The organism is Methylotenera versatilis 301 (genome assembly GCF_000093025.1).
Classification (GTDB): Bacteria; Pseudomonadota; Gammaproteobacteria; order Burkholderiales; family Methylophilaceae; genus Methylotenera; species Methylotenera versatilis.
Map to the genome: position 1 here is coordinate 711,316 of NC_014207.1, position 21,710 is coordinate 733,025.

Annotated in this window: 15 protein-coding genes, 3 tRNA genes and 3 rRNA genes; 16 read left to right on the top strand and 5 right to left on the bottom strand. The window is 44.9% G+C overall.

Features of this window, described 5'->3' with window-relative positions:
• Positions 1–13: 13 nt before the first annotated feature.
• From ruvX to M301_RS03365, 4 genes are read right to left on the bottom strand one after another with little or no spacing between them, the layout of a single operon-like run.
• The gene (gene ruvX / locus M301_RS03350) at positions 14–508 is read right to left on the bottom strand and encodes a Holliday junction resolvase RuvX (RefSeq protein WP_013147353.1); all 495 of its coding nucleotides are present in this window, start codon (positions 506–508) and stop codon (positions 14–16) included.
• The gene (locus tag M301_RS03355) at positions 508–1,086 is read right to left on the bottom strand and encodes a YqgE/AlgH family protein (protein WP_013147354.1); all 579 of its coding nucleotides are present in this window, start codon (positions 1,084–1,086) and stop codon (positions 508–510) included. Before M301_RS03355 ends, ruvX begins: the two co-directional genes overlap by 1 nt.
• A gap of 52 nt (positions 1,087–1,138) precedes the next feature.
• Positions 1,139–2,263 carry a bifunctional 3,4-dihydroxy-2-butanone-4-phosphate synthase/GTP cyclohydrolase II gene (ribBA, locus tag M301_RS03360; RefSeq protein WP_013147355.1) on the bottom strand — a complete coding sequence of 375 codons (1,125 nt, stop codon included), beginning with the start codon at positions 2,261–2,263 and terminating at the stop codon, positions 1,139–1,141.
• Between the two features lie 30 nt (positions 2,264–2,293).
• Entirely contained in the window at positions 2,294–2,899 is a 606-nt protein-coding gene (locus M301_RS03365; protein ID WP_013147356.1) for a riboflavin synthase, read from the bottom strand.
• Between the two features lie 221 nt (positions 2,900–3,120).
• Between M301_RS03365 and M301_RS03370 the strand changes: the two genes are divergently transcribed.
• From M301_RS03370 to rrf, 16 genes are all read left to right on the top strand, one after another.
• Positions 3,121–4,836 (top strand): EAL domain-containing protein, encoded by a 1,716-nt coding sequence (locus M301_RS03370; protein ID WP_013147357.1) that lies wholly within the window; start codon positions 3,121–3,123, stop codon positions 4,834–4,836.
• Positions 4,837–4,989: 153 nt separating this feature from the next.
• On the top strand, positions 4,990–6,285 hold the full coding sequence (locus tag M301_RS03375; protein WP_013147358.1) for a lipoprotein-releasing ABC transporter permease subunit: 1,296 nt from the start codon (positions 4,990–4,992) through the stop codon (positions 6,283–6,285).
• Complete coding sequence (lolD, locus tag M301_RS03380) at positions 6,278–6,973, top strand: lipoprotein-releasing ABC transporter ATP-binding protein LolD (RefSeq protein ID WP_013147359.1); 696 nt, start codon at positions 6,278–6,280, stop codon at positions 6,971–6,973. The genes M301_RS03375 and lolD overlap by 8 nt, the downstream gene beginning before the upstream one ends.
• Positions 6,974–7,003: 30 nt before the next feature.
• Entirely contained in the window at positions 7,004–9,412 is a 2,409-nt protein-coding gene (locus M301_RS03385; RefSeq protein WP_041359344.1) for a DNA internalization-related competence protein ComEC/Rec2, read from the top strand.
• 159 nt (positions 9,413–9,571) lie between these two features.
• Entirely contained in the window at positions 9,572–10,177 is a 606-nt protein-coding gene (locus M301_RS03390) for a MotA/TolQ/ExbB proton channel family protein (RefSeq protein ID WP_013147361.1), read from the top strand.
• 118 nt (positions 10,178–10,295) lie between these two features.
• A complete protein-coding gene (locus M301_RS03395; RefSeq protein WP_013147362.1) occupies positions 10,296–10,721 on the top strand; it encodes an ExbD/TolR family protein in 426 nt (141 codons plus the stop codon).
• A gap of 48 nt (positions 10,722–10,769) precedes the next feature.
• Entirely contained in the window at positions 10,770–12,536 is a 1,767-nt protein-coding gene (gene msbA / locus M301_RS03400) for a lipid A export permease/ATP-binding protein MsbA (protein ID WP_013147363.1), read from the top strand.
• Positions 12,537–12,560: 24 nt separating this feature from the next.
• Complete coding sequence (gene lpxK / locus M301_RS03405) at positions 12,561–13,580, top strand: tetraacyldisaccharide 4'-kinase (protein WP_013147364.1); 1,020 nt, start codon at positions 12,561–12,563, stop codon at positions 13,578–13,580.
• Between the two features lie 2 nt (positions 13,581–13,582).
• Positions 13,583–13,762: a Trm112 family protein gene (locus M301_RS03410; protein ID WP_041359746.1), complete on the top strand. Its 180-nt coding sequence runs from the start codon at positions 13,583–13,585 to the stop codon at positions 13,760–13,762.
• Complete coding sequence (kdsB, locus tag M301_RS03415) at positions 13,746–14,531, top strand: 3-deoxy-manno-octulosonate cytidylyltransferase (protein WP_041359345.1); 786 nt, start codon at positions 13,746–13,748, stop codon at positions 14,529–14,531. Before M301_RS03410 ends, kdsB begins: the two co-directional genes overlap by 17 nt.
• 141 nt (positions 14,532–14,672) lie before the next feature.
• Positions 14,673–14,749: transfer RNA gene (locus tag M301_RS03420), tRNA-Met, on the top strand.
• Positions 14,750–15,203: 454 nt separating this feature from the next.
• Positions 15,204–16,741 (top strand): 16S ribosomal RNA (locus M301_RS03425).
• 80 nt (positions 16,742–16,821) lie between these two features.
• A tRNA-Ile gene (locus M301_RS03430) sits at positions 16,822–16,898 on the top strand.
• A 30-nt stretch (positions 16,899–16,928) separates the two neighbouring features.
• Positions 16,929–17,004, top strand: a tRNA-Ala gene (locus M301_RS03435).
• A gap of 420 nt (positions 17,005–17,424) precedes the next feature.
• Positions 17,425–20,319 (top strand): 23S ribosomal RNA (locus M301_RS03440).
• A gap of 281 nt (positions 20,320–20,600) precedes the next feature.
• Positions 20,601–20,714: ribosomal RNA gene (rrf, locus tag M301_RS03445) — 5S ribosomal RNA — on the top strand.
• The 16S, 23S and 5S rRNA genes sit together here with 3 tRNA genes alongside, the layout of an rRNA operon.
• A gap of 292 nt (positions 20,715–21,006) precedes the next feature.
• Here the strand turns inward: rrf and M301_RS03450 are convergent.
• A complete protein-coding gene (locus tag M301_RS03450; RefSeq protein WP_013147367.1) occupies positions 21,007–21,675 on the bottom strand; it encodes a Crp/Fnr family transcriptional regulator in 669 nt (222 codons plus the stop codon).
• Positions 21,676–21,710 lie beyond the last annotated feature (35 nt).

Consider the following 21,710-nt stretch of genomic DNA (forward strand, 5'->3'; position numbering starts at 1 on the left):
AAGTGAGGCAATTTTATAAGCCACTAAAATAGCTTTGCAATATGGTTTGCGCGGCGACTTGATCCAGCATTTCTTTTTGCGCGCGGCCCTTAATCCCAGATTGATTCAATAAATCGCTCGCCTCAACTGAGCTGTAGCGTTCATCAATGAGCACGACGGGTAAGTTAAAGCGGCCATTTAGTCGCCTTGCAAACTTTTTGCAGAGTTGTGTGACGCTGGTTTCTGCGCCGTCTAAACTTAATGGCAAGCCCACAATCAGTAGTTTAGGCTGCCACTCTTTGACTAGTTTGCTAATCGCTTCAAAGCGAACTTCGTTGCTTTCATTGTCTATCGTCACCAGCGGATTGGCCGAGGCTAATAAGTGCTCGCCAACGGCTACGCCTATTCTTTGCTCACCAAAATCAAAACACAAGACGGTGCTGGCTAGTACTATTTTGGCGTCGTAAACGCTTTCGTTATCTATCAGTTGGCCGTGAGTTGCTGGTTTTGCATTAACAACGTTCGCCATTAAGCGTGACCTGCCACGTCAGATAGCATGGCAGGGTCAACCCCTAATAGCGCCATGGTTGCATTGAGTTTTTCATCGTAATCTAGTTCGTACAGAATTTTGTGTAAAGTTTCTACGTCTTTTGCCTGTACAGATAGCCATGAGTTTTGTTTGATTTCCTCCTCAAGTTGTCCTGGTGTCCAGCCTGCATAGCCTAGTGTTAGCAGCATTTTTGCGGGGCCACTACCAATTGCGACAGATTCTAAAATGTCTTTAGATGTAGTCAGTGCGGTATTTTCTGCAATAGTGATGGTGCTATCCCATTCGCCAGCGGATGTTTCATGTAAAACAAAACCGCGTTCAGGTTGCACAGGTCCGCCATACAACACAGGCGTGTCAGCAACTGCAAAATTGAGTAGTTCTACTTTGATTTTTTCAAACAGCGTGTCGTAGGTGATGTCAGTAGGGCGATTAATCATCACACCCATGGCACCTTCTTGATTATGCGTGCAGATAAATGTGACGGATTTAGCGAAAAATGGGTCTGTCATGGCGGGCATCGCGATGAGAAAATGACCTGTGAGGTTGATGTTTTCCAATGGTTTATTCTAACATATCTGGTTGATTGGTATGGTTATTCTTAATCTATTATTAGCTATTGTTGCTAGCTTCTAAATAACCCGTCACTTCTAAGCCAAAGCCTGTCATGCTTGGCATTTTGCGCGGTGTGGCAAGTAATTTCATTTTACCTACGCCAATATCTAACAGTATTTGTGAGCCTATACCGTAAGTACGCAACTCCTGATTGATGCGTATTTTCTCATCAGCGCCTTGAATGCGCTCGATGATAGCCTCGCCAGTTTCTTGCTGATGCAATAACACCATGACGCCAGATTCGGCATTGGCAATCACTTTCATCGCATCCAGTGTATTCCAGCTATGTGTGCAACTGCTGCTATCCAGTAAGTCGAAAATTGAAAGCGGTTCATGCACGCGCACTAGTGTTTCTTGTGCGGCATTTGGTTCGCCTTTAATGAGTGCTAAATGCGTTTCTTTAGCGATTTTATCTCGATAGGCAATCAGCTTCATTTCGCCGTAAGGTGTTTGAATGGTGCGTTCTGCCGCGCGCTCAACTAGGCGTTCGGTTTGTGCGCGATATTGAATTAAATCTGCAATCGTGCCGATTTTAAGTTGATGTTCGGCGGCAAACAGCATTAAGTCTGGCAAACGTGCCATGCTGCCGTCATCTTTTAAAATTTCGCAAATCACGCTAGTGGGTTCGCAGCCTGCTAACTTAGCTAAGTCGCAACCTGCTTCAGTATGACCTGCGCGTACTAATACGCCACCGTCCATGGCCGCGAGAGGAAAAATATGCCCTGGGCTGACAATGTCTTGCGGTTTTGCGTTTTTTGCTACGGCCGCTTGCACCGTGCGTGCGCGGTCTGCTGCAGAAATGCCAGTAGTGACACCTTCAGCTGCTTCAATTGATACCGTGAAATTAGTACCCATGCGCGCACCATTTTTTTGTACCATTTTTGTTAGGTTTAACTGACGGCAACGGTCTTCAGTCAAGGTTAAGCAAATCAAACCACGACCATGTTTCGCCATGAAATTGATATGTTCTGCAGTGGAAAATTCTGCGGCTAAGACTAAATCGCCTTCGTTTTCGCGATTTTCGTCATCGACTAGCACCACCATGCGGCCGTGTTTGATTTCTTCAATAATCTCCTGTGCGGAACTAATGGTTGCCGTGCTGATTGTTTGATTGTTACTCATTCAGTCGATGTTTCCTTAATTTCTTGTTTATTAGCTGCCAGCTGGCTCTGCTGCCCAAAGTGTCATGCGTTCTACATAGCGCGCGATTTGGTCAACTTCTAAATTAACCCGACTTCCAGCTTTTAAAAATTGTAGCGAGGTATTTTCTAATGTGTGCGGAATCAAGTTCATGCTAAATACATCTGAGGCAATGGTGTTCACGGTAAGACTCACGCCGTTTACGCAAATTGAGCCTTTGACTGAAATATATTTTGAAATAGCGTGTGGTGCGCGAATATCCAGCTTCCAGCAGTCGCCTAATGGTTCAAAAAACACTACCTCGCCAACGCCATCCACATGGCCACTCACCAAGTGGCCACCTAGCCTGTCACTCAGTCGTAATGCTTTTTCCAGATTGACTGCAATTGGCTTATCAAGCCCGATGGTAACTGAGAGGGACTCTTTGGAAACATGCGCTTCGAAATGTGATTCGTCAAAAGTAATAGCAGTGAGGCAAACGCCATTTACCGCGATGCTGTCGCCAATTTTAACGTCCAGCATATCTAGCCCTGTGCAGCTAATATTGAGCTTTACGTCGTCGCCCATTGGCGTTACGCGTTCGATTTGACCTACGGTCTGTATGATTCCTGTAAACATAGCGTAATTTTATCAGACTTGTTGCAAGACTTGGTGGTCAATATGTTTGCATTAATCATGCATATTGACTACATGGCAGCATAGTAAATTTGAATGGCTAATCTGGCAGGAGAATATAGCTTTGACTTTTAACTACAAAATATTGGTCATGCTGTAAATTAAGCTTATAGGTGCTTGTCTAAATTTAGTTAGATTTAGCAAGTAAGGACTAAAGGTTAACAATGATGCAATCCGCAAAGCTAGCAAAAAATGAACAAGCTCGATCTGTAAGAGTTAAACGCTCAATAGCGTTAGACTCTATGCCTGAACGCTTGTTTGATGAAATGGCCAAGCAGGCAAAAGAAACTTGCGGCACTAAAACCTCTTCTAAAACTTCGTCTAATCGATTATTGGGTAAACAGCGCCAGTGGTTTAAAGCCAAGGCTGCTGCAAGTAAAACACTACAGGCTCGGGAAAGCGCCATCAATGCAATTGAATCCAAGTCTAGCGTTTTATCAGCAATCCTTGATGATTCTGCTTCGCCCATATTTGATAGTGAAGGTAAAGCGATAGGTACGGTTTTAGTGTTTAACGATATGGCTATGCAGCGCCAAATGGCGGAGGAGCTTTCATACCGCACCACGCACGACACGCTGACGGGACTAGTTAATCGGGATGAGTTTGAGCACAGGCTACAAAAATTTATCAACGAAAATCGCGGACTAGACCTGCAAAACGCCTTGATGTACATTGATTTGGATCAGCTTAAGGCGGTTAATATTAGCTGTGGACATTCTGCTGGTGATGCCTTGCTCAAAGAAGTTGGCGGGATCATGCAATCATGTATTCGCAATACCGATACGCTGGCCAGGATAGGCGACAATAAATTCGCTGTGATTTTGTATCAATGTGACACTGCAAAAGCAATCGCCATTGCAAAGAAAATTTGCCGTTCAATTGAAGCGTTCCGATTTATGTCTAACGAGCAAAGTTTTTGCATAGATGCCAGCTTGGGTTTGGTGATGATAGATAAAAACTGGACTAGCGATACTAGCCTGATGCGCGCGGCAGACAGCGCATGTTCAGAAGCAAAGCTGGCTGGCAGAAATCGCCTGCATCTTTATTACGATGATCATTTAACCGAAACGCATAGAAGTGACGTTCGGTGGGTGAGCCGTATTGAGCAGGCTTTGGAATACGATGGCTTTGTATTGTTTTGTCAGCGCATTATGCCGCTTAAGCACCAAGGTTTAGAGCATGCCGAAATCCTTATTCGCATGAAAGACAAATCTGGCGGATTTATTCAACCTGATGCTTTTTTACCCGCAGCGGAGCGGTTTAATCTGGTTTCGCGCATCGATCGTTGGGTGATTGCGCAAATGTTTGAGTGGATGAAAGTCAATGTCGACTCACTTAGCCATATCGAAACTATTTCTGTGAATCTTTCTGGACAATCTTTAGGCGATGTTGCTTTTCATAGTTATGTATTGAACCTCATTGAAACAACAGCGATTGATTGCAGCAAGCTTTGCTTTGAGGTGACTGAAACCGCAGCAATCACCAATATTGCTGCGGCTCAGAACTTTATTCAAGCCATGAATCAGCATGGCGTTAAATTCTCTCTTGATGATTTTGGCAGTGGTGTTTCATCTTTTGGTTATCTTAATAATTTGGCGGTAGATTATTTGAAGATAGACGGGCAATTTATCACTGATTTACTTGAAAATAAGATTGGTCAGGCCACTGTACGTTGCATTGCGGAGGTGGCTAAAGTCACTGGCAAAAGAACGATTGCCGAATGGGTTGAAAGCCAAGCTGTAGAAAATATGCTCAAAGAGATGGGCGTAGATTTTACTCAGGGCTATCTTAAACATAAGCCATCCGCTTTAAACTCTTTACTGGATAAGGAATGCACTTCATTCAGTCAGCAATTAAAGGCGGTTGCACTTGCGCATTAAAGTCATTCAGTCTAGTTAAATATATTTTTAAGTAAGTCTTAAAGTAAGTCTTCGAGTATCAAAACGACTAAGTTCTAAATTCACAATCTTTAACACTATTCATGATTACAATTTGTTGCTAAGCAACTCTGTAACCCTGTTAGAATTTAGCCTATGTTACAAAAAATAAAATCTTTCATCGCTAGTTTCTCCGTATTTGAATTATTCGTTGGCATGCGCTACACGCGTGCTAAACGTAAAAATCACTTCATTTCATTTATCTCACTCACCAGTATGATAGGCATTGCGCTGGGCGTGGCGGCGCTCATTATTGTGCTGTCAGTGATGAATGGTTTCCAAAAAGATCTGCGTACGCGAATTTTGGGTGTGGCGTCGCATTTGGAAATTACTGGCAGCAATAACACGCTGAGTGATTGGCCGAATATTGCTGAGTCATCGGTTAAACGTGAGCACGTGTTGGCGAGCGCACCTTATATTACGGCACAGGCTATGCTGAGTTACGGTCAAGGCGTGCAGGGTGCCATTATTCGCGGTGTGATACCTGCGGCTGAAGATAAAGTCGCCGATTTAGGCAAGAGCATGCGCGTTGGCAGTTTAAATGACTTACGTGCGGGCGAGTTTGGCATAATTTTAGGCACGGACTTGGCGTATAACTTAGGCGCGCAAATGGGCGACAAAGTCGTTGTGATGGCGCCGCAGGGGCAGTTTACGCCAGCGGGCGTTGTGCCACGCTTAAAACAGTTTACCGTGATTGGTTTGTTCAGCAGTGGCATGCAGGAGTATGACGCTGGCTTGGCGCTCATTCACATGGATGACGCAGCTAAGCTTTACCGTATGGACAATAAAGTGTCTGGCGTTCGCCTAAAGTTGGATGATCTATTTATTGCGCCTAATGTAGCCGCATCAATTTCTAAAGACTTGAATCAACCCTCCAACCCAACTGGCGCTTATTACGTGACCGATTGGACACAGCAGCATTCGAATTTTTTCAAAGCTGTGCAAATGGAAAAGCGCGTGATGTTTATTATTTTGACGTTAATCGTGGCCGTTGCCGCGTTTAATATCGTTTCCACGCTAGTGATGGCTGTGACAGACAAACGTGCCGACATTGCGATTATGCGCACGTTTGGTGCTAGTCCAGCCAGTATCATGGCGATTTTTATCGTGCAAGGCGCGTTAATCGGCTTAATTGGTACCTTAATAGGTGCCGTATTTGGCGTGATTGTTGCACTGAATATTGATGTGATTATTCCGTTTATTGAAGGTTTATTTCACATACAATTTTTGGCAAAAGATGTGTACCAAATTAGCGAAGTGCCTTCGGATTTAATTTGGTCTGATGTGACTACAATCGTGATCGTTTCATTTGTATTAAGTCTGCTTGCCACTTTATATCCTAGCTGGCGCGCTAGTAAAATCAACCCAGCTGAGGCATTACGTTATGAGTAGCATGGTGAATAACAAGACTAGCAGCATAGTGTTTTGCCGCGACTTGCATAAAACCTATGAGGGTTTAGAAGTTGCGGTATTAAATGGCATTGACCTAAATGTGAGCGCAGGTGAGCAAATTGCGATTGTCGGGACCTCTGGATCTGGCAAAAGTACCTTATTACATTTGCTGGGTGGCTTAGATGCGCCAAGTAGTGGTGAAGTACGTATTCTCGACCAAAATCTTGCTGCCATGAGTGAAGCCAAGAAAGGTGAAATTCGCAATGAGTCGCTAGGTTTTGTCTATCAGTTTCATCACCTATTGCCAGAGTTTACCGCGCTTGAAAATGTTGCCATGCCCCTGTTTATACGGCGTATGCCACGAGAGCAAGCGCTTACATTGGCGGCTGAAACGCTCACTAAAGTTGGCTTGAAACATCGTATGGAGCATATGCCAGGCGAACTTTCAGGTGGTGAGCGTCAACGTGCCGCAGTGGCGCGCGCATTGGTCACACAACCACAATGCATTTTGGCTGATGAACCTACTGGTAATCTCGATCGACACACTGCACATGCGGTCTTTGATTTGTTGCTGGAAGTAAATCAACTGCAACAAAGAAGCTTAGTGGTGGTAACGCATGACCTAGAGTTGGCCAAAAAAATGCAGCGCCAATACAAACTGGTTGACGGCAAACTACAACCTTTGTAGGTAAGACGCGCTGTGATTTTAGCTGCACTAATGTTTGTTTTTGGTGCTTGGAATGTGCAGCAATTAGCGCAACTCCCAAGTGTGACTTGGCTGACTTGCGCTTTTTTTATTGTTGTTGCTATTTCAGTCGCTTATTCGCGCTTTTTACCTGATTATCTTAGTCCCAATTATCTTAGCTCCAAGGTTTTAAAGCGAACTTTATTGTGCATAGCTGCCTTTTTATTAGGCGTTTGCTGGGCGAGTGGTTTTGCTTATTGGCGCATGAACGATGAATTGCCACATGTTTGGGAGCAAAAAGACATCGCCATTGAGGGAGTGGTGGCGAGCATGCCAGAAGCCACAGAACGTGGTGAACGCTTTAAATTCGATGTAGAGAAGATACTTACAACGGGCGCAATCGTTCCCAAACATATCAGCTTGAATCAATACCGCGCGTATTCGCATGGCGGTAATCGTGATAGTAATAAAGACGCTGTAGATGATGCAGCAGAATTAAATCAATTTCATGCAGGTGAGCGTTGGTCGCTAGTGGTGCGTTTAAAGCGACCACATGGTACGGTGAATCCGCATGGTTTTGATTTCGAATCTTGGGCGTTAGCGGAAAATATACGTGCTACAGGCAGCATAAAAAGCAAAGCAGGTCTCAAAAAAATAGACGACTTCGTTTGGCGGTCTAGCTATGTCGTTGAGCAATTTCGTGAACAAGTGCAAAAGCGGATCACAAAGGTGCTGGCTGGCAAGCCATATAGCGGCGTTATTCAAGCGCTGGTGATGGGCGATGATAGTCAAATTAGTGTGGAAGATTGGCAAGTGTTTTTGCGCACAGGCACCTCGCATTTAATGTCGATTTCGGGCCTTCATATTACGATGCTAGCTGGCTTGGCGTTTGGTTTCGTGAGTTTTTTCTGGCGGCGAAGTCACCAATTAGTGATGAAATTGCCCACACGTAAAGCTGCTACGTTTGCTGGCGTAGTTGTCGCTTTAACATACTCGTTGATAGCAGGTTTCTCTGTGCCATCGCAACGTACTTTTTATATGCTTTTGGTCTTTTCTGTTGCATTGTGGTCAGGTCGGCAATTAGTTATTTCACAAGTCTTGGCAATTGCGTTGTTGATTGTGGTTTTGCTCGATCCTTGGGCGGTGAGTTCGCCAGGCTTTTGGTTGTCGTTTGGCGCTGTCGCGATGTTGGCTTATGCGCTGGGTGGGCGTGTCGGTCAAGCTCATTGGTTTCAAGCGGCGCTAAAAACGCAATATGCTGTCACCATCGGCATGTTGCCACTATTATTAGTATTGTTTGGGCAAGCTTCAGTCATTTCTCCCATTGCCAATGCCTTTGCGATTCCGTTGATTAGTTTCGTAGTCACACCATTGGCATTGCTGGGAAGCTTTTTGCCTATCGATACGCCGTTAAATTTATCATACGAAGCTTTAGAAGTTGGTATGCTGGCACTTAAATGGCTTAATCAATTACCGGCGGCCATTTGGCAACAACACGAACCAGCTGCATGGACATTGATCCCAGCCATGCTGGGCGTGCTTTGGTTATTATTGCCGCGTGGCTTTCCTATGCGTTGGATGGGTTTGCTAGGCTTTCTGCCAATTTTGCTGCTTGTGCCGACGCGACCTGCATTGGGCGATATGAAAGTAACCGTGTTAGACGTAGGGCAGGGTTTAAGTGTGGTCGTGCAGACCGCTAAACACAACATGGTTTACGATTCTGGCCCTAAGTATAATGAACAAAGTGACGCAGGCAGCCGAATAGTCGTGCCATTTTTGCATGGTGAAGGCATCAAGAAAGTGGATGGTTTTGTTGTTAGCCATAATGACATTGATCATAGTGGTGGCATGGCGTCTGTCTTAGCGTTGATGACTGTTACGTGGCTCGATAGCTCATTGCCAGAAGATGCGGATATTCCAGCTACGCAAAGAAAAATGCGTTGTTTTGCAGGTCAACACTGGGTTTGGGATGACGTGCAGTTTGAAATGCTGCATCCGCGTGCTGAAAGCTACGATGATGCAAATATCAAAGATAACGACCGAAGCTGCGTATTAAAAGTGACTAGCCAAGCTGGCAGTGTGTTGCTGACAGGTGATATTGAAAAGCTTGATGAACTTGAGTTGATTAATTTAGAAGCCGATCAATTAAAAAGTGACGTGATAGTCGTGCCGCATCATGGTAGCAAAACCTCGTCAACGCCTGATTTTATTGAAGCAGTGGCACCTCGAGTCAGTATTTTTACTAATGGCTATTTGAATCGCTTTGGTCACCCTAAGCCTGTCGTATTTGAGCGCTATCGAGCAACGCAAAGTCTGTTGTATCGATCTGATTACAATGGTGCGATTGAAATGAATTTTGTGAGTAAGCGTAATATTCAAATTGTAAGTTGGCGAAATCAATATAAACGCTACTGGCAGGATAGTTTTGAGCCTCTTAATTAAAATCAACAATTAAATTCTAGTGACATGTAAAGTTTGTAAAGCAATGCACTAGAAGCTTGCCCAAATGCGGGCGACAAGCTAAAGTATCGGGGATTAGTTTCAGCAAGTTTTTTTACAAACAATTCATCACGATTAATATCCAATTTTAGGAGTTGCACTGTGTGGCAAATTATTTTAGCAGCGGGTTGGCCAATTTGGCCGCTAATCATAGCGTCAGTGGTAGCCTTGGCAATTATTGGCGAGCGTGCTTTTGCATTGCGTGAGAGCACAGTAGCACCGCCGAACCTGTTGCCAGAAGTGCAGGCATGGCTTAACAAAGGCGGTGTGACCAAAGAAACAATCAGTCGCTTAGAGCAACACTCACTATTAGGGCAGGTATTTGCTAGTGCGTTATCTAATGCAAAAAACTCACGTGAAATCACTAAAGAAGCCATTGAAGAAACAGGTCGTGCGGTTGCGCATAGTTTAGAAAAATATCTCTCGACTTTAGGTACTATCGCAACTGTTGCACCATTGTTAGGGCTTCTGGGTACCGTGATTGGTATGGTTGAGTTGTTTGGTGCGTTTACTAGTACGGGTCATGATATTGCTCAATTTGCACGTGGTATTTCTGTCGCTTTATATAACACTGCGGCTGGTATTGTAGTAGCTGTGCCAGCGATGATTGCTTACCGTTATTTCCGATCAAAAGTAGACGACTTGTTGGTAGGTATGGAGCAACAAGCGATTAAGCTGGTTGAAATTATTCACGGTGAACGCAAATAATTCGTGTTACATCATATTGATACAGTCTTGCTTTTACTTGCCGTACTTACTGTACTGACTTTGTAAAAGCGACTTGTTTTAATGTGATTTGAAACGAATTTAGTTAAAGGAATACAACATGAATTTTCAACGTGGAAAGCGCCATGAAGAGCTAGAGATGAATCTCGTGCCTTTAATCGACGTATTGCTAGTGATCATTATTTTCTTGGTCGTCAGTGCAACGTTCTCGCGCACCAGTGAATTACAAATTAACCTGCCAACGGCTGAAGCTAATGCACCGCAAGAAAAACCATTGACGATTGAAGTGGGTGTAGATGCAACAGGCAAATATATTGTGAATGGCAAAGGTTTAGCTAATTCATCAGTAGAGGGGATTAGTGCAGCTCTCCAAGCCGCAGTGAATGGCAGTAAAGAAGAGCCGACTATTATCATCAATGCTGATGCTAAAGGCGCTTTCCAATTCGTGATCGATGTAATGGAAGCTTCACGCACAGCGGGTTACACGCACATTACGTTCGCGACGCAATCAAAAGCAGGCGCTTGATTTTCTATTTGTCACATTCATTTTTTGATTTTCAACGTTGACGGTAAAATGTCGAAAACTACCGTTAAAGAAGCAATGCAAAAGCTAAATACATCCGGCACACCCAATTCAAAAGTATTATATTTACGTCTATTTAGATATGCATGGAAATATAAAACAGTCTTTTTGATTGGCGTGCTTGCCTTGGTCTTTTTGTCAGCCAGCAATACTCTCTTTTTGGCAACCATCAAACAAGTAACTGATGAAGGCTTCGTGAAACAAAGCCCTGACATGGTCAGGTATCTGCCTTTCATGCTATTTGGGTTATTGGCATTCCGTGCATTTTCTGGATTTCTCTCAGGTTTTTCTATGCGCTGGGTTGCGCGACGCATCGTTGGCGACTTGCGGATAGATATTTTCCGCCAACTGATGCGACTGCCGATTAGCTATTTTGACGAGCAATCTGCGGCGATTTTGATTTCCAAAATTACCTATGATGTAGAGCAGATGGCGAATGCTGCTACAAAATCCTCGCTAACATTAGTGCGTGATTCTTTAACTACGGTTGGCATCGTTGGCTATATGATTTATTTGGACTGGCGATTGACAATGATTTTTGTCTTAATCGCCCCTATCATGGCGTTCTATCTAAAAACAATGACCCCTCAGTTGCGCAATGCAGGTAAAGAAGTGCAGTCATCCATTGGTGAGATGACTAAAGTGGCGGAAGAAGCCGTTTCTGGACAGCGTATTGTTAAGATTTTCGGTGCGCAAGCCTATGAAAATGAGCGCTTTGCAAAAGTGGTCAATAAAAATCGTCATATGCAAATCCGCTTGGCGCGACTCTCTAGTTTGAATAGTATGGTGGTAGAGTTACTTGCCGCCGTTTCATTAGGCTTAGTGGTTTACTACGCTGTTGGTCGTTTTAGTGCGGGAGAATTTGCCGCATTTGTCGGCGCATTGTTGATGCTAATTGCGCCAATTAAGAATCTTACGGCGATGAACGAAGATGTTCAGGTAGCGCTTGCTGCTGCGCAAAGCGTATTCGGGGTGATTGATATTAAACCAGAGCTAGATGAAGGCAATCAAGCCTTTAGCCGCAGCAAAGGTGAGATTGAATTTAAGCATGTGAACCTTACTTACAATAACGCCAAGCGTCCTGCGCTGAAAGACGTCAGTTTTAATATAAAATCGGGTGAGAAATTGGCTTTAGTAGGGCGATCTGGCGGTGGCAAAACCACGTTAGTTAACCTGCTGCCAAGATTCTATGAGCTTCAACAAGGGCAAGTATTGTTGGATGGTGTTGATATGCGCTCCTTGTCGCTTGCAGATTTGCGCCAGCAGTTTTCATTGGTCAGCCAAGATGTAATTTTGTTTAATGACACGGTGTTTAACAACATCGCTTATGGCGTATTGCGCAACGCAAGTGAGGCAGATGTTATTAACGCTGCAAAGGCAGCATTTGCTTGGGATTTTATTCAGCAATTACCCAAAGGTTTGCAAAATGAGATTGGGGATAGAGGCGTGCGTTTGTCAGGAGGTCAGCGACAACGTATTGCCATCGCCCGTGCGATTCTAAAGGATGCACCGATATTATTGTTAGATGAAGCTACTTCTGCTTTGGATACTGAATCTGAGCAGCACGTTCAAGCCGCGTTGGACACTTTGATGCAAAATCGCACAAGTATTGTCATCGCACACCGATTGAGCACCATTGAAAACGCAGATCGCATTATGGTCATGGAGCAAGGTGAAATCGTAGAAAGTGGCACGCATGCTGACTTGATGGCGCTAGGTGGTCATTATGCAAAACTGTATCAAAAGCAATTCAATTAACCACCTAATTATCCGCTTGAGCAGATGAATAATTGGTTCCAAAAACAGTGGTCTTCATACAGTTTATGGCATATTTTACTCATTCCACTTTCTTGGGTTTTTCTTGTCATTATCTCTGTTAGAAGGACCTTATATAATCTCGGTTGGTTAAAAAGCACTGGCTTAAGCATACCTGTGATTGTCGTTGGTAATATTACTGTGGGTGGAACAGGTAAGACGCCACTTGTTATTTGGCTGGCAGAACAGTTGCAGCTTGCAGGTTTTAAGCCTGGAATCATAAGTAGAGGTTATGGCGGGAGCTCAAATCTAGCAACAGCTGTATTTGCAAATAGTCATCCTCAATTAGTAGGGGATGAGCCCGTGTTAATTGCCAGGCGAACGGCTTGCCCTATGTTCGTTGGAACTGATCGAGTAGCTGCTGGACAAGCTTTATTGCAAGCGAATCCAGAATGTAATGTGATTATTAGTGACGACGGCTTACAGCATTATGCCTTACAGCGCGATATTGAGATTGCCTTGGTTAATTCAAATGGTCAGTTTGGCGATCAATTTTTATTACCAGCGGGACCACTCCGAGAAAAGTTCTCAAGGTTACAATCTGTAGATGCAATTGTAGATAGTGGTAACGGCGCAGCTCTTACTGTTGCTTTTAAAGAAGCTCGGCAAGCGCCGATATTTAATATGACGTTACATGGCGAATGCTTTGAATCTGTGAATGGTTCAGAAACCAAACAGCCCGCTAGCTACTTTACTAATAAAAAATTAGTGGCGATTGCAGGCATAGGAAATCCCGAGCGGTTTTTTAATCAATTGTCTGGTTTAGGTCTACAATTTGAGCGTAAGGCATTTGCCGATCATCATGCGTTTACAAAGCAAGACTTAATGCAGTTTTCAGGTAAAACTATTCTAATGACAGAAAAAGATGCCGTAAAATGTGCAACATTCACTACGAGTGATGCATGGTGTTTGCCTGTTGCAGCCACTATAAGTGCTCCAAGTCAAACATCTCTTATTACACTTATTTTGCAAAAATTGAGAACTTAATGATGGATACAAAACTACTACAAATTTTAGTTTGCCCTGTAACTAAAGGTCCGCTTATCTTTAATAAAACAACGAATGAGTTAATTTCCAAGTCTGCCGGTTTGGCGTACCCAGTTAAAGACGGTATTCCCGTGATGTTGGAAGAAGAAGCGCGTAAGTTAACAGATGAGGAAATCGCCTAGTTTGAAATCTCAAGCACTAGAGTTCTATGTGGTGATTCCTGCGCGCTATGCTAGCACTAGGCTGCCTGGTAAGCCGTTGCTAGATATTGCGGGCAAACCTATGGTAGTGTGGGTTGCGGAACGTGCAAAAAGTAGCGGCGCTAAAGAAATTGTCGTTGCAACTGATGATTTGCGTATCGTTGATGAGGTCAATCAATATGGTCACCAAGTCATGATGACGCGAGCCGATCATGTGAGTGGCACTGATAGAATCGCAGAAGTGGCATTGGCGCAGCAATGGTCTGATGACGCTATTATTGTTAATGTGCAAGGTGACGAACCTTTGATAGAAGCTTCTTTGATTGTTGAGGTCGCTAATACTTTAAGCAATCATCCGGAGTCAGTCATGGCAACCGCATGTCACGCAATACATAGCAAAGCCGACTTCTTAAATCCTAATATCGTTAAGGTGGTTTTAGATGCGCAAAGTAATGCACTATATTTCAGCAGGGCGCCAATTCCATACCCTAGAGATGCTTTCGCGACCAATTCAGACCTGCCCGACAATATGCCTGTCTATAGACATATTGGGATCTATGCTTATCGCGCAAAATTTCTTAAGCAGTATGCAACAATTCAACCAAGCGCACTTGAGCAGATAGAATCGTTAGAGCAGCTTCGTGTACTACATCATGGGTATAAAATTTCAGTATCAATTTCTCAAAATGCCCCCGCAGCTGGCGTAGATACACAAGAAGACCTAGATTATGTTCGTAGCGTAATGCGCTAACAGGCTAGCTTGCGCCAAGATTAAAATCCATTCCCGCTCCAAGAAACTCATAATTACGCAAATAAAACTGCGAATGTTCTTGCAGTAAATAGCTAGGTTTGCTATAGTCTCACCTCTCGACGACAAGTACGTCGAATCGGACGCGGGATGGAGCAGTCTGGCAGCTCGTCGGGCTCATAACCCGAAGGTCACAGGTTCAAATCCTGTTCCCGCAACCAAAGATTTAAAGTGTGTCAAAATACCGTCAATAATAAATAAGAAACATTTCAAATTTATGATTGACGCGGCTCAAAAGCTCTGTATAATGCGCACCTCGTTAACGCAAAGCGTTGACGAGAAGTTGAAAAGAAAACATATTTTCGACACAGCTCTTTAACAATTTAACAACTGATAAGTGTGGGTGCTTGTGGTTTTGGACAAGCCTACTTAGACGCAATTTACTTATTCCTGTAGACGTTAAACTCTGCTTGAATTTAACTGGATTGTTTGGTTTAAGTACGGCCTCAGAAAAACAAGTGCTTACACTTAAATTTATGACAAATATGTAACGGTTCTTAGTAATAAGAATCACACAGACCTTGAAATGAATTTGAGTCACTTACCTTTCATTAGGTAAGTAAAGCAAAAGCGAAATAACCACCTCGCAAGAGGAAAAAGTAATAGTCATACATTAAACTGAAGAGTTTGATCATGGCTCAGATTGAACGCTGGCGGAATGCTTTACACATGCAAGTCGAACGGCAGCACGGACTTCGGTCTGGTGGCGAGTGGCGAACGGGTGAGTAATATATCGGAACGTATCCAATAATGGGGGATAACTAATCGAAAGGTTGGCTAATACCGCATACGCCCTACGGGGGAAAGCTAGGGACCTTCGGGCCTGGCGTTAATGGAGCGGCTGATATCTGATTAGCTAGTAGGTGAGGTAAAAGCTCACCTAGGCGACGATCAGTAGCTGGTCTGAGAGGACGACCAGCCACACTGGAACTGAGACACGGTCCAGACTCCTACGGGAGGCAGCAGTGGGGAATTTTGGACAATGGGCGAAAGCCTGATCCAGCCATTCCGCGTGAGTGAAGAAGGCCTTCGGGTTGTAAAGCTCTTTCGCAAGGGAAGAAAACTTAGATACTAATATTATCTGAGGTTGACGGTACCTTGATAAGAAGCACCGGCTAACTACGTGCCAGCAGCCGCGGTAATACGTAGGGTGCGAGCGTTAATCGGAATTACTGGGCGTAAAGCGTGCGCAGGCGGTTTTGTAAGTCAGATGTGAAATCCCCGAGCTCAACTTGGGAACTGCGTTTGAAACTACAAGACTAGAATATGTCAGAGGGGGGTAGAATTCCACGTGTAGCAGTGAAATGCGTAGAGATGTGGAGGAATACCAATGGCGAAGGCAGCCCCCTGGGATAATATTGACGCTCATGCACGAAAGCGTGGGGAGCAAACAGGATTAGATACCCTGGTAGTCCACGCCCTAAACGATGTCTACTAGTTGTTGGTGGAGTAAAATCCATGAGTAACGCAGCTAACGCGTGAAGTAGACCGCCTGGGGAGTACGGTCGCAAGATTAAAACTCAAATGAATTGACGGGGGCCCGCACAAGCGGTGGATTATGTGGATTAATTCGATGCAACGCGAAAAACCTTACCTGGCCTTGACATGTAACGAACTTTCCAGAGATGGATTGGTGCTCGAAAGAGAACGTTAACACAGGTGCTGCATGGCTGTCGTCAGCTCGTGTCGTGAGATGTTGGGTTAAGTCCCGCAACGAGCGCAACCCTTGCCATTAATTGCCATCATTTAGTTGGGCACTTTAATGGGACTGCCGGTGACAAACCGGAGGAAGGTGGGGATGACGTCAAGTCCTCATGGCCCTTATGGCCAGGGCTTCACACGTAATACAATGGTCGGTACAGAGGGTCGCCAACCCGCAAGGGGGAGCCAATCCCAGAAAGCCGATCGTAGTCCGGATTGAGGTCTGCAACTCGACCTCATGAAGTCGGAATCGCTAGTAATCGCGGATCAGCATGTCGCGGTGAATACGTTCCCGGGCCTTGTACACACCGCCCGTCACACCATGGGAGTGGGTTTTACCAGAAGTAGGTAGTCTAACCTTCGGGAGGACGCTTACCACGGTAGTATTCATGACTGGGGTGAAGTCGTAACAAGGTAGCCGTATCGGAAGGTGCGGCTGGATCACCTCCTTTCTAGAGAACATCCATTGCTGCAAGCATTCACACTTATCAGTTGTTAGACCAAAGCAACATCAAAAAAGATTTGACTATAAGGGTCTGTAGCTCAGTTGGTTAGAGCACCGTCTTGATAAGGCGGGGGTCGATGGTTCGAGTCCATCCAGACCCACCAGATTCCATAGTAAGCACCTGTTAGACAAATGGGGGATTAGCTCAGCTGGGAGAGCACCTGCTTTGCAAGCAGGGGGTCGTCGGTTCGATCCCGACATTCTCCACCAGTAACTGTAATAAAAACCTGACAAGAAATCACTTTGATGTTGTAGCGATAGAAAAGAAAGAAATTAGAAGTAAATGTTCTGCATGAATATTTACTTCTAGTTTTTAACTAGACTGTTCTTTAACAAAATGGAAGAAGTAAAGTGAGCACATATCTTTGTGATGAGGATGTGTGTTCAAAATGGGTAGTAATTGATTGCAAAATCGAAACATTTTGCTTTGTTTAGTTCCGGTTAGATAGTGTAGTGAATGTTAGCAATAACGTTTACACACGAAATAACCTAGAAATAAATGAAACAAACCATCTCAATCTGTACAACCTTGCAGATTGAGAGAAAGTTGCTTTAGAAACACCTGTAGCTGACGTTCTCATGCGTCACGAGATCTGAATATTTAAAAGGGTTCAGGTTTTAAAGTTATAGGATCAAGCGAATAAGTGCATATGGTGGATGCCTAGGCGATTACAGGCGATGAAGGACGTGGTAGCCTGCGTAAAATTTCGGGGAGCTGGCAAACAAGCTTTGATCCGGAAGTGTCCGAATGGGGAAACCCACCCGCAAGGGTAACCGCTCTTGAATATATAGAGAGATGGTGGCAAACCGAGTGAACTGAAACATCTAAGTAGCTCGAGGAAAAGAAATCAACCGAGATTCCGTAAGTAGTGGCGAGCGAACATGGAATAGCCTGTTATTTTTAGCACATGCGATAGTAGAACGGAATGGAAAGTCCGGCCATAGAGGGTGATAGCCCCTTATACGAAATCCCGTGTGTGGAACTAGGGTAACGACAAGTAGGGCGGGGCACGAGAAACCTTGTCTGAACATGGGGGGACCATCCTCCAAGGCTAAATACTCGTAATCGACCGATAGTGAACTAGTACCGTGAGGGAAAGGCGAAAAGAACCCCGGGAGGGGAGTGAAATAGATCCTGAAACCGTATGCATACAAACAGTGGGAGCGGACTTGTTCCGTGACTGCGTACCTTTTGTATAATGGGTCAGCGACTTACATTCAGTAGCAAGCTTAACCGATAGGGGAGGCGTAGCGAAAGCGAGTCCGAATAGGGCGTCTAGTTGCTGGGTGTAGACCCGAAACCAAGTGATCTATCCATGGCCAGGATGAAGGTGCCGTAACAGGTACTGGAGGTCCGAACCCACAAATGTTGAAAAATTTGGGGATGAGCTGTGGATAGGGGTGAAAGGCTAAACAAACTTGGAAATAGCTGGTTCTCTCCGAAAACTATTTAGGTAGTGCCTCGTATATCATTCTCGGGGGTAGAGCACTGTTATGACTAGGGGGATCATAAGATCTTACCAACTCATTGCAAACTCCGAATACTGAGAAATGCAATTACGGGAGACAGACCATGGGTGCTAACGTCCGTGGTCAAGAGGGAAACAACCCAGACCGACAGCTAAGGTCCCAAATGACGTGCTAAGTGGAAAACGAAGTGGGAAGGCATAGACAGCCAGGATGTTGGCTTAGAAGCAGCCATCATTTAAAGAAAGCGTAATAGCTCACTGGTCGAGTCGTCCTGCGCGGAAGATGTAACGGGGCTAAGCACGTAACCGAAGCTTCGGATGCTACATTCTTCGGAATGTATGCATGGTAGGAGAGCGTTCTGTAGGCCTGCGAAGGTAACCTGTGAGGGTTGCTGGAGGTATCAGAAGTGCGAATGCTGACATGAGTAGCGATAAAGGGAGTGAAAAGCTCCCTCGCCGAAAACCCAAGGTTTCCTGCGCAACGTTCATCGGCGCAGGGTGAGTCGGCCCCTAAGGTGAGGCAGAGATGCGTAGCTGATGGGAAACAGGTTAATATTCCTGTACCTTTATATCATGCGATGTGGGGACGGAGAAGGTTAGGTCAGCCGGGTGTTGGATGTCCCGGTTCAAGCGTGTAGTCAGATTCCTTAGGCAAATCCGGGGAGTCGTTAATGACGAGGCGTGATAACGAGTCTACTTGTAGACGAAGTGATTGATACCATGCTTCCAAGAAAAGCCACTAAGCTTCAGTGATATAAGACCGTACCGCAAACCGACACAGGTGGGTAGGATGAGAATTCTAAGGCGCTTGAGAGAACCCGGGAGAAGGAACTCGGCAAATTAGCACCGTAACTTCGGGAGAAGGTGCGCCCTGGTAGTGTGTAGCGACTTGCTCGTGAAGCACGATAGGGTTGCAGTGAAAAGGTGGCTGCGACTGTTTAATAAAAACACAGCACTCTGCAAACACGAAAGTGGACGTATAGGGTGTGACGCCTGCCCGGTGCTGGAAGATTAAATGATGGGGTGCAAGCTCTTGATTGAAGTCCCAGTAAACGGCGGCCGTAACTATAACGGTCCTAAGGTAGCGAAATTCCTTGTCGGGTAAGTTCCGACCCGCACGAATGGCGTAACGATGGCCACACTGTCTCCTCTCGGGACTCAGCGAAGTTGAAATGTTTGTGAAGATGCAATCTACCCGCGGCTAGACGGAAAGACCCCATGAACCTTTACTGTAGCTTTACATTGGACTTTGACAAGATTTGTGTAGGATAGGTGGGAGACGTTGAAGCGGAGTCGCTAGATTTCGTGGAGTCAACCTTGAAATACCACCCTGATGTTGTTGAGGTTCTAACCTAGGTCCATAATCTGGACTGGGGACCGTGTATGGTGGGCAGTTTGACTGGGGCGGTCTCCTCCCAAAGAGTAACGGAGGAGTGCGAAGGTAACCTAGGTACGGTCGGAAATCGTACTGATAGTGCAATGGCATAAGGTTGCTTGACTGCGAGACGGACAGGTCGAGCAGGTGCGAAAGCAGGTCATAGTGATCCGGTGGTTCTGTATGGAAGGGCCATCGCTCAACGGATAAAAGGTACTCTGGGGATAACAGGCTGATTCCTCCCAAGAGTTCATATCGACGGGGGAGTTTGGCACCTCGATGTCGGCTCATCACATCCTGGGGCTGTAGCCGGTCCCAAGGGTATGGCTGTTCGCCATTTAAAGTGGTACGTGAGCTGGGTTTAAAACGTCGTGAGACAGTTTGGTCCCTATCTGCCGTGGGCGCTGGAAATTTGAAGGGACCTGCTCCTAGTACGAGAGGACCGGAGTGGACGTATCTCTGGTGGACCGGTTATCATGCCAATGGTATAGCCGGGTAGCTAAATACGGAAGAGATAAACGCTGAAAGCATCTAAGCGTGAAACTCGCCTTGAGATGAGATTTCCCTGGGGGTTTAACCCCCCTAAAGAGTCGTTCGAGACCAGGACGTTGATAGGACGGATGTGGAAGCGCAGTAATGCGTTAAGCTGACCGTTACTAATTGCTCGTGAGGCTTGATCCTATAACCTTAAAACTTGAACCTGATTTGATTAAATTCAAGTCAATACAAGATTAACAGGTGTTTTTAATAGTGACTTGATATGTAAGACAATGTAATCAATGATTACACATTAAACTTTACTTCTTCTGTTTGTTAAAAACTGCATCAAAGCTGTCTAGAAATAGACTGAATGATGAAGTTAAGACGCTAATTCTATGAAAATAGGATTGAGCGCACAGCATTTCTGCTTGTGATAGGCAATTGGGTGAAAACTCAACAGCGCACAAGAGTTACCAGTTATGCTTGGCGGCCATAGCGGTTTGGACCCACCCCTTCCCATCTCGAACAGGGCCGTGAAACGAACCAGCGCCAATGATAGTATGCTTTTTGCATGCGAAAGTAGGTCACTGCCAAGCTATTTATTTAGACTACTCAACAGTAGTCACGCATCAGCCCTCGTAAGAGGGCTTTTTGCTTTGTGGAGCTTCAATCAATTCATCAATCTTAATTGCCGCTTCGATATTAATCTAACCCGACTTTATTCAAGCAAAAATAAAGCCCTCGCAGGGAGGGCTTGGGGGATTGTGTGAGCTGGCTATAGTTAGTTCGGAGTCAGCTTAATATGGCTGCCATCGTCTAAGAATACACGTACGTTTCTTTCAGTGTTGTACACCGTTAGTGATGGCAAACTCAGTGGCAGGTTTAATACTAAGAATTTGCCAGTTTTTCTAACGTGCTGCGCTCAATAATTTCTAGTTGTCCTCGACCTAATGATACGGCACCTTTTTGCTCTAGACGCTTTAACTGGCGGCTTACAACCTCACGTGCTGTGCCCAGTTCATCAGCAATTTGTTGATGAGTTCGTGTGATTTGGGGTGATTTAACATCTAGTAATACTTTTGCCAATCTTGCATCTAGACTATGAAAAGCCACTTCATCTAATAGCACGATCAGGTCGCTTATCAATGCACCGTAATTTGTCATGACAAATTTTCTGAAAGTTGCAGAGTCGATCATTAATTGATGGAATGCTGCGGCAGGAATGAGTGCGTCACGAATCGGTTCTTCCACTATGGTCGAGGCTGGATAGTCACTATTACCTAACAGGCAGGTCGTAGTGATGACACAGGTTTCACCTGCCGCTACCCTATAAAGTAGAATTTCACGACCGCCAGTCGACATCTTATATACACGTGATTTGCCTGCTAAGCGCATCACATAAGCCCCACAGGGTGTGCCTTCACGGTAGCCAATCGTGCCAATTGGTGCTTCGACAATACGCACATACTTTGCAAGTAAATCTTTGGCATGTAGATCTAAATCACTAAGTTCTGGAAATAGTGATAACCAAGATATGTTGTCATAAGTATTTTGCATTATGTCATCTTTCTATAAACATCATTCCGGTAGGG

Bases quoted from the DNA above. Each gene is read 5' to 3' on its own strand.
- ruvX (WP_013147353.1), bottom strand. From the start codon at position 508: ATGGCGAACGTTGTTAATGCAAAACCAGCAACTCACGGCCAACTGATA.
- ribBA (WP_013147355.1), bottom strand. From the start codon at position 2,263: ATGAGTAACAATCAAACAATCAGCACGGCAACCATTAGTTCCGCACAG.
- M301_RS03365 (WP_013147356.1), bottom strand. From the start codon at position 2,899: ATGTTTACAGGAATCATACAGACCGTAGGTCAAATCGAACGCGTAACG.
- M301_RS03370 (WP_013147357.1), top strand. From the start codon at position 3,121: ATGATGCAATCCGCAAAGCTAGCAAAAAATGAACAAGCTCGATCTGTA.
- M301_RS03375 (WP_013147358.1), top strand. From the start codon at position 4,990: ATGTTACAAAAAATAAAATCTTTCATCGCTAGTTTCTCCGTATTTGAA.
- lolD (WP_013147359.1), top strand. From the start codon at position 6,278: ATGAGTAGCATGGTGAATAACAAGACTAGCAGCATAGTGTTTTGCCGC.
- M301_RS03385 (WP_041359344.1), top strand. From the start codon at position 7,004: ATGTTTGTTTTTGGTGCTTGGAATGTGCAGCAATTAGCGCAACTCCCA.
- M301_RS03395 (WP_013147362.1), top strand. From the start codon at position 10,296: ATGAATTTTCAACGTGGAAAGCGCCATGAAGAGCTAGAGATGAATCTC.
- msbA (WP_013147363.1), top strand. From the start codon at position 10,770: ATGTCGAAAACTACCGTTAAAGAAGCAATGCAAAAGCTAAATACATCC.
- lpxK (WP_013147364.1), top strand. From the start codon at position 12,561: ATGAATAATTGGTTCCAAAAACAGTGGTCTTCATACAGTTTATGGCAT.
- M301_RS03410 (WP_041359746.1), top strand. From the start codon at position 13,583: ATGGATACAAAACTACTACAAATTTTAGTTTGCCCTGTAACTAAAGGT.
- kdsB (WP_041359345.1), top strand. From the start codon at position 13,746: ATGAGGAAATCGCCTAGTTTGAAATCTCAAGCACTAGAGTTCTATGTG.
- M301_RS03450 (WP_013147367.1), bottom strand. From the start codon at position 21,675: ATGCAAAATACTTATGACAACATATCTTGGTTATCACTATTTCCAGAA.